Source organism: Streptomyces sp. NPDC037290 (assembly GCF_055603245.1).
Genome location: NZ_JBVJVZ010000012.1, coordinates 116,761 through 130,371 on the forward strand (window position 1 = coordinate 116,761; position 13,611 = coordinate 130,371).

The 13,611-nt window shown below is 70.6% G+C and carries 15 protein-coding genes; 11 read left to right on the forward strand and 4 right to left on the reverse strand.

What is annotated here, in order from left to right; translation table 11 throughout:
• Positions 1-6 precede the first annotated feature (6 nt).
• The gene (locus ACZ7HQ_RS32685; RefSeq protein WP_470997824.1) at positions 7-420 is read right to left on the reverse strand and encodes an SsgA family sporulation/cell division regulator; all 414 of its coding nucleotides are present in this window, start codon (positions 418-420) and stop codon (positions 7-9) included.
• Between the two features lie 245 nt (positions 421-665).
• Here ACZ7HQ_RS32685 and ACZ7HQ_RS32690 point away from each other — a divergent pair, with 245 nt between their 5' ends.
• Together ACZ7HQ_RS32690 and ACZ7HQ_RS32695 are read left to right on the forward strand one after the other, a co-directional pair.
• Complete coding sequence (locus ACZ7HQ_RS32690) at positions 666-2,321, forward strand: RDD family protein (RefSeq protein WP_470997826.1); 1,656 nt, start codon at positions 666-668, stop codon at positions 2,319-2,321.
• 92 nt (positions 2,322-2,413) lie between these two features.
• Positions 2,414-3,211 carry an RDD family protein gene (locus ACZ7HQ_RS32695; protein ID WP_470997829.1) on the forward strand — a complete coding sequence of 266 codons (798 nt, stop codon included), beginning with the start codon at positions 2,414-2,416 and terminating at the stop codon, positions 3,209-3,211.
• A gap of 76 nt (positions 3,212-3,287) precedes the next feature.
• Here ACZ7HQ_RS32695 and ACZ7HQ_RS32700 read toward each other — a convergent pair whose 3' ends face one another.
• Positions 3,288-3,533, reverse strand: coding sequence for a hypothetical protein (locus ACZ7HQ_RS32700; RefSeq protein WP_470997832.1), 246 nt, complete (start codon positions 3,531-3,533; stop codon positions 3,288-3,290).
• Between the two features lie 344 nt (positions 3,534-3,877).
• Here ACZ7HQ_RS32700 and ACZ7HQ_RS32705 point away from each other — a divergent pair, with 344 nt between their 5' ends.
• Both ACZ7HQ_RS32705 and ACZ7HQ_RS32710 read left to right on the forward strand, forming a co-directional pair.
• Entirely contained in the window at positions 3,878-6,232 is a 2,355-nt protein-coding gene (locus ACZ7HQ_RS32705) for an immune inhibitor A domain-containing protein (protein ID WP_470997835.1), read from the forward strand.
• 121 nt (positions 6,233-6,353) lie between these two features.
• Positions 6,354-6,677, forward strand: coding sequence for a hypothetical protein (locus ACZ7HQ_RS32710; RefSeq protein ID WP_470997838.1), 324 nt, complete (start codon positions 6,354-6,356; stop codon positions 6,675-6,677).
• 47 nt (positions 6,678-6,724) lie between these two features.
• Here the strand turns inward: ACZ7HQ_RS32710 and ACZ7HQ_RS32715 are convergent, their stop codons facing one another.
• Positions 6,725-7,318, reverse strand: a complete 594-nt coding sequence (locus ACZ7HQ_RS32715) for a nicotinamidase (protein WP_470997841.1) — start codon at positions 7,316-7,318, stop codon at positions 6,725-6,727.
• A gap of 97 nt (positions 7,319-7,415) precedes the next feature.
• The gene (locus ACZ7HQ_RS32720; protein ID WP_470997844.1) at positions 7,416-8,762 is read right to left on the reverse strand and encodes a nicotinate phosphoribosyltransferase; all 1,347 of its coding nucleotides are present in this window, start codon (positions 8,760-8,762) and stop codon (positions 7,416-7,418) included.
• A gap of 57 nt (positions 8,763-8,819) precedes the next feature.
• Here ACZ7HQ_RS32720 and clpS point away from each other — a divergent pair, with 57 nt between their 5' ends.
• The 7 genes from clpS to ACZ7HQ_RS32755 all read left to right on the forward strand — a co-directional run bounded on the left by clpS (position 8,820) and on the right by ACZ7HQ_RS32755 (position 13,611).
• Complete coding sequence (gene clpS, locus ACZ7HQ_RS32725) at positions 8,820-9,137, forward strand: ATP-dependent Clp protease adapter ClpS (protein ID WP_189948983.1); 318 nt, start codon at positions 8,820-8,822, stop codon at positions 9,135-9,137.
• A 12-nt stretch (positions 9,138-9,149) separates the two neighbouring features.
• Entirely contained in the window at positions 9,150-9,755 is a 606-nt protein-coding gene (locus ACZ7HQ_RS32730; protein ID WP_470997847.1) for a DUF2017 domain-containing protein, read from the forward strand.
• 345 nt (positions 9,756-10,100) lie between these two features.
• A complete protein-coding gene (locus ACZ7HQ_RS32735) occupies positions 10,101-11,537 on the forward strand; it encodes an amino acid permease (protein ID WP_470997850.1) in 1,437 nt (478 codons plus the stop codon).
• A gap of 134 nt (positions 11,538-11,671) precedes the next feature.
• Complete coding sequence (locus tag ACZ7HQ_RS32740) at positions 11,672-12,094, forward strand: M67 family metallopeptidase (RefSeq protein WP_470997853.1); 423 nt, start codon at positions 11,672-11,674, stop codon at positions 12,092-12,094.
• Between the two features lie 79 nt (positions 12,095-12,173).
• A complete protein-coding gene (locus tag ACZ7HQ_RS32745; protein WP_470997856.1) occupies positions 12,174-12,269 on the forward strand; it encodes a putative leader peptide in 96 nt (31 codons plus the stop codon).
• Between the two features lie 95 nt (positions 12,270-12,364).
• The gene (locus ACZ7HQ_RS32750) at positions 12,365-12,643 is read left to right on the forward strand and encodes a MoaD/ThiS family protein (protein ID WP_470997859.1); all 279 of its coding nucleotides are present in this window, start codon (positions 12,365-12,367) and stop codon (positions 12,641-12,643) included.
• A gap of 17 nt (positions 12,644-12,660) precedes the next feature.
• The gene (locus tag ACZ7HQ_RS32755) at positions 12,661-13,611 is read left to right on the forward strand and encodes a PLP-dependent cysteine synthase family protein (RefSeq protein ID WP_470997861.1); all 951 of its coding nucleotides are present in this window, start codon (positions 12,661-12,663) and stop codon (positions 13,609-13,611) included.

Here is a 13,611-nt window from a genome sequence, read left to right on the forward strand (position 1 = left end):
TTCGGCTCACTGCGCGAGCAGCTGGTCGAGCGCGTCGTCGATGCCCAGCTGCCCGCCCTCCTCTCCCGGCGGCACCGCCCGCAGCGTCCGCTCCAGCCAGGCCGACACCTGGGGGACCGGCGCCTCCAGCAGCGCGTCGCCGTCCGGTGAGCTGAGCGCCATCAGCACGACGGTGCGTCCCTCGACCTTCGTCGGCCACACCCGCACGTCCCCGTGCCCGCACGGCCGGAACACCCCCTCGACCAGCAGGTCGCGGGCGAAGGTCCAGTTGACGGGGGAGCCGGAGTTGATGTGGAAGCTGATGTGGACGGCGTAGGGATCGTCGGAGCGGTAGCCCAGCCGGGCCGGCACCGGGATGCTGCGCTCCGGCGACAGGATGAGCCTCAGTTCCAGCTCCCGCTCCACCACGGTGTGTTCCATGACCTGCGTTCCTTTCCTCGTCTGCGCGGGCCGGGACCGCTCGGAACGGGCCCGCACCAGGGGAGAGAGGACTGGGGCCGGGCCATTACGCGGGTTAGGGAAAATTCTTCCCGCAGACCTGTGGGAGTCCGGCACGGCGTTGCCCGGAAAGGAGTGGGTCCGGCGGGACTGGCGCTGAGGACTGCCCCGGTCTGATAGATGTGGAGGCCCCCATCCCACCCCCGAGCAGATACGGGACGACGGACATGAGCGCCCCAACCCCGGCCCCAGGTGACGACAGGCCCCGCGAGGGCTACTACCCGGACCCGTCCATCCCCGGATACGTCCGGTACTGGAACGGCGCCTCCTGGGTGCCCGGCACCAGCCGGCCGGCGCCGAAGGATGGCGAACCGCTCACCCCGCCGCCCGGCGTCCGCGCCGCGCCCGCGGCGGTGGAGGAGACGGGCCCGCACTTCTTCGACGAGGACCCGGCCCCGGCCCGCTCCGCCCAGGACGGCTCCGGCAGCTGGGCAGCCGGCGCCCGGAGCGGCGCGGGGCACGGCGGGTACGGCGACGATCGGGCAGGCCGGGCCGACGCCGGGGGCCAGGGCGCGGCGCCGACCGGCGCGGGCCGGTCCGCGGGGCGGTCCGGTTCCGCCGGGGACGGCGAGCGGGGTACCGCCCGGGGCGCCGACCCGCGGGTGCCCGCGGAGGGCTCGGCACAGCCGGCCGGTCGGGCCGGCCTCACCGACGGCACGGCCCCGATCCCGCCGGGCGAGGGCGACGGCCCGGACCCCGGTGGCACCTTCATCTTCCGCCGGCCGGTCCCTGGGCCCGCGGCGGTGCAGGACGACGGCACGATGACCTTCCGCCCGGTGCCCGGCCAGAGCCAACGGGGCGCGCAGCCCGCGTCCGGCCCCCAGGCCTCCGGTGCGGGCTCCGGATTCGGCGCGCCCGCTCCCGGAGCGGGCGCGGGCGGCCAGGACGCGGCTGCGGCCGGTTCGTCCGCGGCGCCCGGTGGCTACGGCCCGCCGGCCTCCGGTGCCGGATTCGGCGCGCACGCCTCCGGTCCGGGGCCGGCGCCCGGTGGGTTCGGGCCGCAGGGCCCCGTCGGCGCGCCCACCCCGCCCTCCGCCGGTTCCTCCTCGAACCCCGCCTCCCCGGCCTCCGGCCCCGGCTTCGGCGCCGGCAAGGCCGCCGCCGAGCGGGCCGCCGCCGCGGAGGCACCCCACCCGGGGCAGCCCGCGCCCGCCGCCGTGGCGCCCTCGGTGCCGGCTCAGGGCGGTGCCCCGGCCACCCCGCTGACCAGCGGGCCCGGCGGTGGTCAGGCCTCCTGGGCGCAGCAGGTGCACCAGCTGGCGGGCGGTGACGAGCAGCCGGTGGCGCCGTGGAAGCCGCCGGTGGAGGACCCGTTCCAGGCGGCCGCGCGCCGCCAGGCCGCCGCCCGCCCCGCCGGACTCGGCAAGCGGTTCGCCGCCCGGCTGATCGACAGCCTGGTGGTGGGCGCGGTGACGGCCGTCGCCGCCGTACCGCTCGGCACGAAGGTCCTCGACCATGTCCAGGAGAAGATCGACGCGGCCAAGCTGTCCGGCCGCGAGGTGACCGTCTGGCTGCTCGACGGCACGACCGCCACCAGCCTCGGCATCGTGCTCGCCGTCCTGCTGCTCGTCGGCGTCGTGTACGAGGTGCTGCCGACCGCCAAGTGGGGCCGCACCCTCGGCAAGAAGCTGATGGGCCTTCAGGTGCGGGACATCGAGGCGCACGAGCCCCCGGCCTTCGGCCCGGCGCTGCGCCGCTGGCTGGTCTACAGCGTGCCGGGGCTGCTCGGCATCGGGATCCTGGGCGTGCTGTGGTGCCTGTTCGACCGGCCCTGGCACCAGTGCTGGCACGACAAGGCGGCCCACACCTTCGTCGCCGGCTGACCGGACGGCCCCGGCCCCGAGGCCCCGCCCCCGGTACTCCGTACGGCCGTCCGCCGGATGCGGAGCCGGGGGGTTCGCGGTCCACTCGGGCCATGAGCAGCGAACCGCCCCCCGGCTCCGGAGAGCAGCCACCCGAGGACGACCCGTTCAGCAAGCGGCCCCCGTCTGACCAGGGGCAGGGGCCGCGCTCGCCGTACGACACCCCGTCCGGCGGCGCCCAGCAGCCCCCGCCGCCGGGCGGCGGCCAGCCTCCGCCCCCGGGCGGCGGCGGCCAGCCCCCGGGCGGTGGCGAGCCGCCCCCGTACGGAAGCGGCGAGCCGCCACCGCCCTACGGCAGCCAGCCGCCGCCCCCGTACGGCGGCGGCCCCGAACCCCCTCCCTACGGCGGTGGCCCCCACGGGGGCTACGGCGCCGGCGGTTACCCCGCCGACCCGCTGGCCGGCATGCCGCCGCTCGCCGACAGCGGCAGGCGGACGCTCGCGCGGATCGTCGACATGATCCTCGTCGGCATCGTCGTCGTGCTGCTCACCTGGGCGTTCGGAGTGCGCGAGTACCAGGTCGACGGCGACCACATCGAGGTCGGCCGGTCCGTCGCGCAGTCCGTCGTCGCGGCCGTGCTCTACATCGCGTACGACACCTTCATGATGGCCAGGTTCGGCCAGACCCTCGGCAAGAAGTGGCTGGGCATGCGGGTGGCGAACCTGGAGGACGGCGCCACCCCCTCGGTGCAGGCCAACCTGATCCGCGCCCTGGTGCTGTGGCTGCCGTTCGCCTTCTGCTGCGCCTGCATCTGGACGGCGATCTGCGGCGGCTGGAGCTTTTTCGACAAGCCGTACAAACAGGGCCTGCACGACAAGGCGGCCAAGACGGTGGTGGTCACCACCCGTTGAGCGAGGTGTCATGGGTGGGCATACGACAGCGGCGGGTCCCGGTGGAGCACGGACCCGCCGCTGATGCGTGCGCCGTTCACAGGGACGTGGACACCGGCTGCTCCTGGGAGGCGGACTCGGCGGATTCGGCCGGTGCCTCGGCGGTGCGGACCGTCGGCAGCGGCACCGTCATCGCCACGAGCAGCCCGAGGGCCAGCGCCGCGAGGGCGATGACGGTGATCCCGACGCCCGAACCCGTCTGGGACAGCAGCAGCATGGCGAGCGTGGAGAAGACCACGGTGCAGGAACCGTAAACGAGCTGTGCGGCAGTCGGACGAGGCATGGCAATCGTGTCCTAGGAAGACTTCGGGGGCTGAGGCGTGCCGTTCGACTCTCTTCGCGTGCATGCCCGAACGGGAGGCCTGGTAAGCGTGACCTAACCCACGGTACGGGGTTGCACGGGGGGCGCACGGAGTCATGGGGTGGAGGCATAGGCCGCGAGCAGGTTCGTAAAGCGAACGTCGGCTCCGCATAGTGCACTTGGCTTGCACAAGTCAAGGACTGTCTTTTCTTCTAAACCTCTAGTCAAATTACGGCACTTGATTACACGCGTTGATCTTGCGCGCACGGATTCCTCCATGACCCGGAACCCCCTGTCCGTGTGCGCGGCGCGGGGGAGGACCTCAAGTGACCAGCAGATCCTGGACGTTCAGAGCTGCCGCGATCGGGGTGACGCTCGCGGCGGCCTCCGCCACGTTCGCCACCTTCGCCGTCGCGGAGGCGAGCACCCAGGCCCGGCCCGCTGCCGTCAACCGGCACGACCCGGCCCCGGTGAAGCAGCAGGCCCATGACCTGGACGGCCCGCTGAGCAAGACCCAGGAAGCCCAGCGCCGCGAGGCGCTGAACCAGCTCATGGCGGGCAAGGCCAAGGCGCAGGACCGGAACGGCTCGAAGGTCGTGGCGCTCAAGAGCCGCAAGGGCAGGAGCAAGTACGTCGAGCTGAGCCGCGAGAAGACCGACAAGATCTTCACGATCCTGGTGGAGTTCGGGGACAAGACCGACCCCAAGTTCGGCGGCACGCCCGGCCCGCTGCACAACACCATCGCCGCGCCGGACCGCAAGAACGACAACTCCACGGCCTGGCAGAAGGACTACAACCAGAAGCACTACCAGGACCTCTACTTCGGCACCGGCAACAAGACCGAGTCGCTGAAGAAGTACTACGAGAAGCAGTCCTCGGGCCGCTACTCGGTCGACGGCGAGGTCTCGGACTGGGTCAAGGTCCCCTACAACGAGGCGCGCTACGGCAACAACGCCTGCGGCCAGACCAACTGCACCAGCGTGTGGAACGTGGTCAGCGACGGCCTGAACGCCTGGGTCGCGCAGCAGAAGGCGGCCGGCAAGTCCGACGCCGCCATCAAGGCGGACCTGGCCAAGTACGACCAGTGGGACCGCTACGACTACGACCACGACGGCAACTTCAACGAGCCCGACGGCTACGTCGACCACTTCCAGATCGTGCACGCCGGTGAGGACGAGTCCGCGGGCGGCGGCGCCCAGGGCAAGGACGCGATCTGGGCGCACCGCTGGTACGCCTTCGGCACCGACGCCGGCGCCACCGGCCCCGCGGACAACAAGCTCGGCGGCGCCCAGGTCGGCGACACCGGCATCTGGGTCGGCGACTACACCATCCAGCCGGAGAACGGCGGCCTCGGCGTCTTCGCCCACGAGTACGGCCACGACCTCGGCCTGCCGGACGAGTACGACACCGACGGCGGCGACAACTCCACCGGCTTCTGGACCCTGATGTCCTCCGGCTCCTGGCTCGGCACCGGCAAGGAGTCCATCGGCAACCTGCCCGGCGACATGAACGCCTGGGACAAGCTGCAGCTGGGCTGGCTGAACTACGACACCGCCAAGGCCGGCACGCAGTCCACCCACAAGCTGGGCGTCGCCGAGTACAACACCTGGGACAAGCAGGCCCTCGTGGTCAACCTGCCCGACAAGGCGGTCACGACCACGATCACCCAGCCCGCGCAGGGTGCCACCCAGTGGTGGAGCGGCAGCGGCAACGACCTGAAGAACACGCTGACCCGGTCCGTGGACCTCACCGGCAAGTCGTCGGCGAAACTGGACCTGGACGGCTGGTGGGCCACCGAGGACGGCTTCGACTACGTCTACACCGAGGTGTCGACCGACGGCGGCGCCAACTGGACCGCCCTGGACGGCACGGCGGACGGCCAGGCCATCCCGCGTGACGGCAGCGGCAAGCCGGCGCTGACCGGCTTCTCGCAGGCGCACAAGAAGCTGTCGTACGCGCTCGACGCCTACGCGGGCAAGAAGATCGACCTGCGCTTCCGCTACGCCACCGACGGCGGTGTCGCGGAGAACGGCTTCGCGGCCGACGAGATCACGGTGACCGCCGACGGCGCGCCGGTCTTCTCGGACAACGCCGAGACGCAGGACGCCGGTTGGACCTCGAACGGCTTCTCCCGCATCGGCGCGTCCTTCACCAAGGACTACAAGCAGTACTACATCGCCGAGAACCGGCAGTACGTGTCGTACGACAGGACCCTCAAGACCGGCCCGTACAACTTCGGTTCGGCCAAGCGTCCTGGCTGGGTGGAGCACTACCCGTACCAGAACGGCCTGTTGATCTGGAAGTGGGACACCTCCCAGGCGGACAACAACACCAACGCCAAGGACCACCCGGGCACCGGTCTGATCCTCCCGGTCGACTCGCACCCGACGGCGCTGAAGTGGTCCGACGGCACGCTGATGCGCAACCGCATGCAGGCCTACGACTCCCCGTTCAGCCTGTACGGCACCGACGGCATCACGCTGCACAAGGCCGACGTCGCGACGGTGATCAAGGCGTCGAAGGGGGTGCCGGTCTTCAACGACCACACCAGCACCTACTACGACCCGGCGAACCCCACCGGAGGCGTGAAGGTCACTGACACCAACACCAAGATAACGATCGTCAAGGAGGCCAAGAACGGCTCGACGATCTTGCTCAAGGTCGGCCCCGCGGTGAAGTAGTCGGCATTTCCGCAGGTCAGACGCGTATCGGCGGCAACCCCTTGGCGGGTTGCCGCCGATCGTGTTTAGGTGCGTCCTGTGGACCGCTTATTGACACCGACCGAAACGGGGATGTGACCGCATGGCCGCTGGAGGCTTCTGCAAGCTGCCGAACGGCACGGTCGTGGTGGCGCTGAACCTGCCCTACGACTCCGCCGCGGTGCGGGTGCTGGTGCACGCCCAGAACCGCGCCCGAGCCCTGACCAGGCTCCGCAACCTGGGGTTGCGCGCGATCTACCTCCGGGGGAACGCCGCACCTCCGACACCGGACGAGATCACGGCGGTGCTGCACCACCCGGACGGCCTGATATGGCGCACGGCCCCGGCGGACAACGGTGTCATCGTGAACGAGCTGTGGCATCCGATCCGGGCCCTGCTGAGATCTCCGGCGGTTCAGCAGGGGTGACGCGGGCCGCGGGGGTGGGGGCGGTGCGCCGGCGGCTGCGGGTGCGTTCAGGCGCTGACGACGGGCTTGCCCGTCAGCTCGACCCCCGCCTCCCGCAGCTCCTCCAGTGCCCGCTCCGTCGTCTCCGGGGCCACGCCCGCCGTCAGGTCCAGCAGGACCTGTGTACGGAAGCCCTCCCTCGCGGCGTCCAGCGCGGTGGCGCGCACGCAGTGGTCCGTGGCTATGCCGACCACGTCGACCTCGTCGATGTGGCGGGCACGGAGCCAGTCGGCCAGGGGCGTGCCGTTCTCGTCCTGGCCCTCGAAGCCGCTGTAGGCCGCCGAGTAGGCGCCCTTGTCGAAGACCGCGTCGACCGCGCCGGAGGCGACGGCCGGGGCGAAGTTCGGATGGAAGCCGACGCCCTCCGTGCCCGCGACGCAGTGCGCGGGCCAGGAGCGGACGAAGTCGGGGTTGTCGGCGAAGTGGCCGCCGGGGGCGATGTGGTGGTCGCGGGTGGCCACCACGTGCCGGTACCCGGTGCCGGCTGCCTGGCCGATCAGCTCCGTGACGGCGGCGGCCACGTCCGCACCCCCGGCCACCGCGAGGCTGCCCCCCTCGCAGAAGTCGTTCTGCACATCTACGACGATCAAGGCGCGGCGCATGGTGGGTGTCCTTCGACTAAGAGTTAAGTAACTGAGCCTAGAGACTTCCGGGCCCGTGCGGGAGGGGGCGTTCGGAGCGGCGGACGACGGTCCCGCTCTAGCTACCCGAGCGCCCTTGGACGTACTCCGTCGGAATGACGGGTTCCCCACGGGACAGCTGGGTGGCGGAGAGGGGGAGGTTCGCCCGGGCGGCGATGTGCCGGTCCCGGGGTACGTCCAGGGGTTCGCGGGCGATGACGTCACCGCCCTTGATCAGCTGCACCAGCAGCTGCCGGTCGGCGAGGTCCGCCGGGACCGGGCCGGTGCCCACGACCTCGGCCTCCGCGACCCCGTCCTCGTCCAGCCGGCGCGCCGCCCACTTGCGGCCCCCGACGGAGGTCTTGCCGCCGCTGGACTTCTTCGCGACCGGCACCAGCGGCGCCTTCGGGTCCGCGGTCTCGGCGCGGGCGACCAGCTTGTAGACCATGGAGGCGGTCGGGTGCCCGGAGCCCGTCACCAGCTGGGTGCCCACGCCGTAGGCGTCCACGGGGGCCGCGGCCAGTGAGGCGATCGCGTACTCGTCCAGGTCCGAGGTCACGATGATCTTCGTGTCCGTCGCGCCCAGCTCGTCCAGCTGCTGCCGCACCCGGTGGGCGACCAGCAGCAGGTCCCCGGAGTCGATGCGGACCGCGCCCAGCTCCGGACCGGCCACCTGCACCGCCGTACGGACGGCCTCGGCGACGTCGTAGGTGTCCACGAGCAGTGTGGTGCCCCGGCCGAGGGTGTCGACCTGGGCCTGGAAGGCGTCCCGCTCGCGGTCGTGGAGCAGGGTGAAGGCGTGGGCGGAGGTGCCGACGGTCGGGATGCCGTAGCGGAAGCCGGCCGCCAGGTCGGAGGTGGTGGCGAAGCCGCCGACGTACGCCGCCCGTGCCGCGGCGACGGCCGCCAGCTCGTGCGTGCGGCGCGCGCCCATCTCGATCAGGGGGCGCTCCCCGGCGGCGGAGGCCATGCGGGAGGCGGCGGCGGCGATCGCGGAGTCGTGGTTGAGGATGGAGAGGATGACCGTCTCCAGCAGGACGCACTCGGCGAAGGTGCCCTCGACCCGCATGATCGGCGAGCCCGGGAAGTAGACCTCGCCCTCGGGGTAACCCCAGACGTCCCCGCTGAAGCGGTAGTCGGCGAGCCAGTCCAGGGTCTCCCCGTCGACGATCTTCCGGTCGCGCAGGAAGCCCAGGACGCCCGGGTCGAAGCGGAAGTTCTCCACCGCGTCCAGGACGCGTCCGGTGCCCGCCACCACGCCGTAGCGGCGCCCGTCCGGCAGCCGCCGGGTGAAGACCTCGAACACGCTCCGCCGTTCGGCCGTACCGGCCTTCAGAGCGGCCCGCAGCATCGTCAGCTCGTACTGGTCCGTGAAGAGCGCCGTCGAGGGAACATCCACCGGCAGCCCAAGGTCCGCTGTGTTCATGACCATGGATCGTACTCCCATTTCGTCAGTGTGACGATTTTTCATGGCCGTGGCAGCATGGGCACTGTGACGTCACCCGCGCCCGTAGAGATCGAACGCACCGAGTCGGCGGAGGAGGTCTTCGCCGTACCCGAGCCCGACGTCCCCTGGGTCACCATCGTGCACAACGACCCGGTCAATCTCATGAGCTATGTGACCTACGTCTTCCAGACGTACTTCGGGTACACGAAGGACAAGGCCACCAAGCTCATGCTCGACGTCCACCACAAGGGCCGGGCGGTCGTCTCCAGCGGCACGCGCGAGGAGATGGAGCGCGACGTGCAGGCGATGCACGGTTACGGTCTGTGGGCCACCCTGCAGCAGGACCGGAAGTAGCGAATCCCTTACATGCCCGGACATTTCGAACCGCTTCCCGGCGGCGGCGCGGCCGTCGCACTCGACGACGTCGAGATCTCCATCATCCGGTCGCTGGCCGTCCAGCTCCTGGAGCTCATCGGTCCCGGCCCCGGCGCGGACAGCCCCCAGGACCCGCTCGCCGAGCTGTTCGCCGAGGGCCCCAGCGAGCCGCCCGCCGACCCGGTGCTCCGCAGGCTCTTCCCCGACGCCTACAGCGACCCGGAGAAGGCCCCGGACTCGCCCGCCGAGGCCGAGGAGCACAGGGCCCACTCCGCCGAGTTCCGCCGCTACACCGAGAACGACCTGCGCGCCGGCAAGCGCGAGAACGCGCTCGCGGTGATCCGTGCGCTGGACGCGCTGGCCCCGGTGGACGAGGGCGGCGCGGTGCTGAAGCTGGCGCCGGAGGAGTCCCGGCGGTGGCTCGGCTCCCTCAACGACCTGCGGCTCGCGATCGGCGCCCGGCTGGAGATCACCGACGAGGACGACACCGATCTGCTCTACCGGCTCCCGGACGAGGATCCGCGCAAGCCGATGGTGATGGCCTATCTGTGGCTCGGCGGGCTCCAGGAGACCTTGGTCAGCACACTGATGCCGTGATCCAGGGGTTTTGCCGCCGGAGTGCGTTCGCTCAGCGGACGCTCAAATCCGGATAACGATCCCGTCACCGTTCCAGCCTGGTTTGCCGCATTCGGGCGCTCTTTGTCCGCTTTTACCTGTGTGATGTGCCACACGGTGCTTCTGTGATCAGTATTGCGGCCGTGATAAATCTTCACGACCGCCCGGCCGACACCACCCATGTCCGGCCGGGTGCGCCACCGAGCCGACGACCGTCGGCCAGGCTCAGCGGGCCCGAGCCCGCTCGCTCCAGCAATCCGGGGGGATCGAAACCCGATCCGAGGCCGACTCGAGGCCCGGATCGGCATGGAGAAAGGCGCACCACACATGACCTCAGCGCAGGTCGACCAGCATCGCGACGGCGAAGGGGCCGTGCGGGCGGAGGGCAGCGAGGGCGGCGAGGGATACCAGCGCGGGCTCGGCTCCCGCCAGATCCAGATGATCGCCATCGGCGGTGCCATCGGAACCGGTCTGTTCCTCGGCGCGGGCAAGGGCATCTCCAAGGCCGGCCCCAGCCTGATCCTGGCGTACGCCGTCGCGGGCCTCGTCATCTTCCTGATCATGCGGGCGCTCGGCGAACTGCTGATGTACCGCCCGGTGTCGGGCTCGTTCTCGGAGTACGCGCGCGAGTTCATCGGCCCCTTCGCGGGCTTCGTGACCGGGTGGACGTACTGGCTGTTCTGGGTGGTCACCGGCATCACCGAGGTCACCGCCGCGGCCGCCTACATGACGTACTGGTTCGACATCCCGCAGTGGGTCTCGGCCCTGATCTTCACGGTCGTGCTGTACGCCGCCAACCTGATCTCCGTGAAGCTCTTCGGTGAGCTGGAGTTCTGGTTCTCCATGGTCAAGGTCACCGCGATCATCGGCATGATCCTGATCTGCGCCGGCATCCTCACGATCGGCTTCTCCGACGCCGGTGACACCGCCTCCGTCGCCCACCTGTGGAACGACGGCGGCTTCTTCCCGCACGGCGTCGGCAGCACGCTGATGACCCTGCAGATGGTCATGTTCGCCTTCCTCGCCGTCGAGCTGGTCGGTGTGACCGCGGGCGAGTCCAAGGACCCCAAGAAGGTGCTGCCGAAGGCGATCAACACCGTGCCGTGGCGCATCGCCGTCTTCTACGTCGGCGCGCTGATCATGATCCTGTCGGTCGTGCCGTGGACGAACTTCCACCCGGGTGTGAGCCCGTTCGTGGCCGCCTTCCAGAAGATGGGCCTGGCCGCCGGCGCCGGCATCGTGAACTTCGTGGTGCTCACGGCCGCGCTGTCCTCCTGCAACTCCGGCATGTACTCCACCGGCCGCATGCTGCGCGACCTGGCGCTCAACAGCCAGGGCCCGAAGGCCTTCACCAAGCTGACGCGCAGCGGTACCCCGCTGCTCGGTACGACGTTCTCCGCCGCGCTGATGCTGGTCGGCGTCTGGATCAACTACCAGTGGCCGGGCAAGGCGTTCGACTACGTCGTCTCCTTCGCGACCATCTCCGGCATGTGGGCGTGGATCGTGATCCTGGTCTGCCAGATCCGCTACCGGGCGAAGGCGAACCGCGGGCTGCTGCCGCAGAGCGAGTTCCGCGCACCGGGTGCGCCGTACACGAGCCTCTTCGCGCTGGCCTTCATCTTCATGGTGATCGTGCTCATGGGCATCGACAAGGACGCCCGGGTGTCGCTTTACTGTGCTCCGCTGTGGGCCGCGATCCTCGGCGTCTCCTACTGGGTGCTCAAGCGACGCAACCCCGAGGCTGCGGCCTTCCGCAAGCGCTGACCACCGGAAACGGACGTCCGGTCGCCGGGAGCTCTCGTGGCGCCCCCGGCGGCCGCCGCTCAGGGCGTCCACCATGTGGGCCGTCCCGTACCACACCTCGGTACGGGACGGCCCCTCTGCTTATCCTGACCGTCATGCTGACCATCACCCAGGCCCTGTACGACCAGATCGTCGCCCACGCCCGCAAGGACCACCCGGACGAGGCGTGCGGCGTCGTCGCGGGCCCGGCGGGCTCGGACCGCCCCGAGCGCTTCATCCCGATGCTGAACGCGGCGATGTCGCCGACGTTCTACGAGTTCGACTCGGGCGATCTGCTGAAGCTCTACCGCGAACTGGACGACCGCGACGAGGACCCGGTGGTCATCTACCACTCCCACACCGCCACCGAGGCCTACCCCTCGCGCACCGACATCTCCTACGCCAACGAGCCGGGCGCCCACTACGTCCTCGTCTCCACCGCCGACACCGACGGCCTCGGCGCGTTCCAGTTCCGCTCGTTCCGGATCGTCGAGGGCGAGGTCACGGAGGAGGAGGTCACCGTGGTGGAGGCCTACTAGTCTCGCCCACCGGACGAAAACCGTCCGACATACGGAATCACACTCCGGGACCCGGACCGGGAATCGTTACGATGAGCGCATGGTTCTGACTGACGTGAGCGACGAGGCGCCGAGCGTGCTGCTCGTGGCGCGGCTGCACGTCGACCTGTGCAGGCTGAACAGCGCCATCTGTTGACGTTCCCCGCCGCCGTACGGCCGTGAGCCGCGGCGCGCCGTCGCGCGTGCGCGCGCACCGAACCGACGAACCCTTTCCGACAGGAGCCCACCACCATGGCCATCGAGGTCCGCATCCCGACCATCCTCCGCACGTACACCGACGGTCAGAAGGCGGTGGAGGGCAACGGGAACACCCTCGCCGACCTGTTCGCCGACCTCGAGACCCGGCACGAGGGCATCAGGGCCCGCATCGTGGACGGCGACCAGCTGCGCCGGTTCGTGAACGTCTACCTGAACGACGAGGACGTCCGCTTCCTGGACGGCATCAACACCAAGCTGTCCGACGGCGACAACGTGACGATCCTGCCGGCCGTCGCCGGCGGCATGCGCTGATCGGCCGCTGAGCAGCGATGCGCTACGACTCCCCGCTGGCCGCGGTGGGCAACACCCCCCTGGTGCGCCTGCCGCGGCTCTCGCCGTCCCCCGACGTCCGCATCTGGGCCAAGCTGGAGGACCGCAACCCCACGGGCTCGGTCAAGGACCGCCCCGCGCTGCACATGATCGAGCAGGCGGAGAAGGACGGCCGGCTCACCCCGGGCTGCACGATCCTGGAGCCCACCTCCGGCAACACCGGCATCTCCCTCGCCATGGCGGCCAAGCTCAAGGGCTACCGCATGGTGTGCGTGATGCCGGAGAACACCTCGCAGGAGCGCCGGGACCTGCTCGGCATGTGGGGCGCCGAGATCATCTCCTCGCCGGCCGCGGGCGGCTCCAACACCGCCGTGCGCGTGGCCAAGGAGCTGGCCGCCGAGCACCCCGACTGGGTGATGCTCTACCAGTACGGCAACCCGGACAACGCGGGCGCCCACTACGCCACGACCGGCCCGGAGATCCTGGCCGACCTCCCCTCGATCACCCACTTCGTCGCGGGCCTCGGCACCACCGGCACCCTGATGGGCGTCGGCCGCTATCTGCGCGAGCACCGGCCGGGCGTCCAGATCGTCGCCGCCGAACCGCGCTACGACGACCTGGTGTACGGGCTGCGCAACCTCGACGAGGGCTTCGTACCCGAGCTGTACGACGCCTCCGTGCTCACCACCCGTTTCTCGGTCGGCTCGGCCGACGCGGTCACCCGCACCCGTGAACTCCTGCAGCAGGAGGGCATCTTCGCGGGCGTCTCCACCGGCGCCGCCCTGCACGCGGCGATCGGGGTGGGCAGGAAGGCCCTCAAGGCGGGGGAGTCCGCCGACATCGTCTTCATCGTGGCCGACGGCGGCTGGAAGTACCTGTCCACCGGCGTCTACACGGCGGCCACCACCGAGGAGGCCATCGAGACGCTGCAGGGCCAGCTCTGGGCCTAG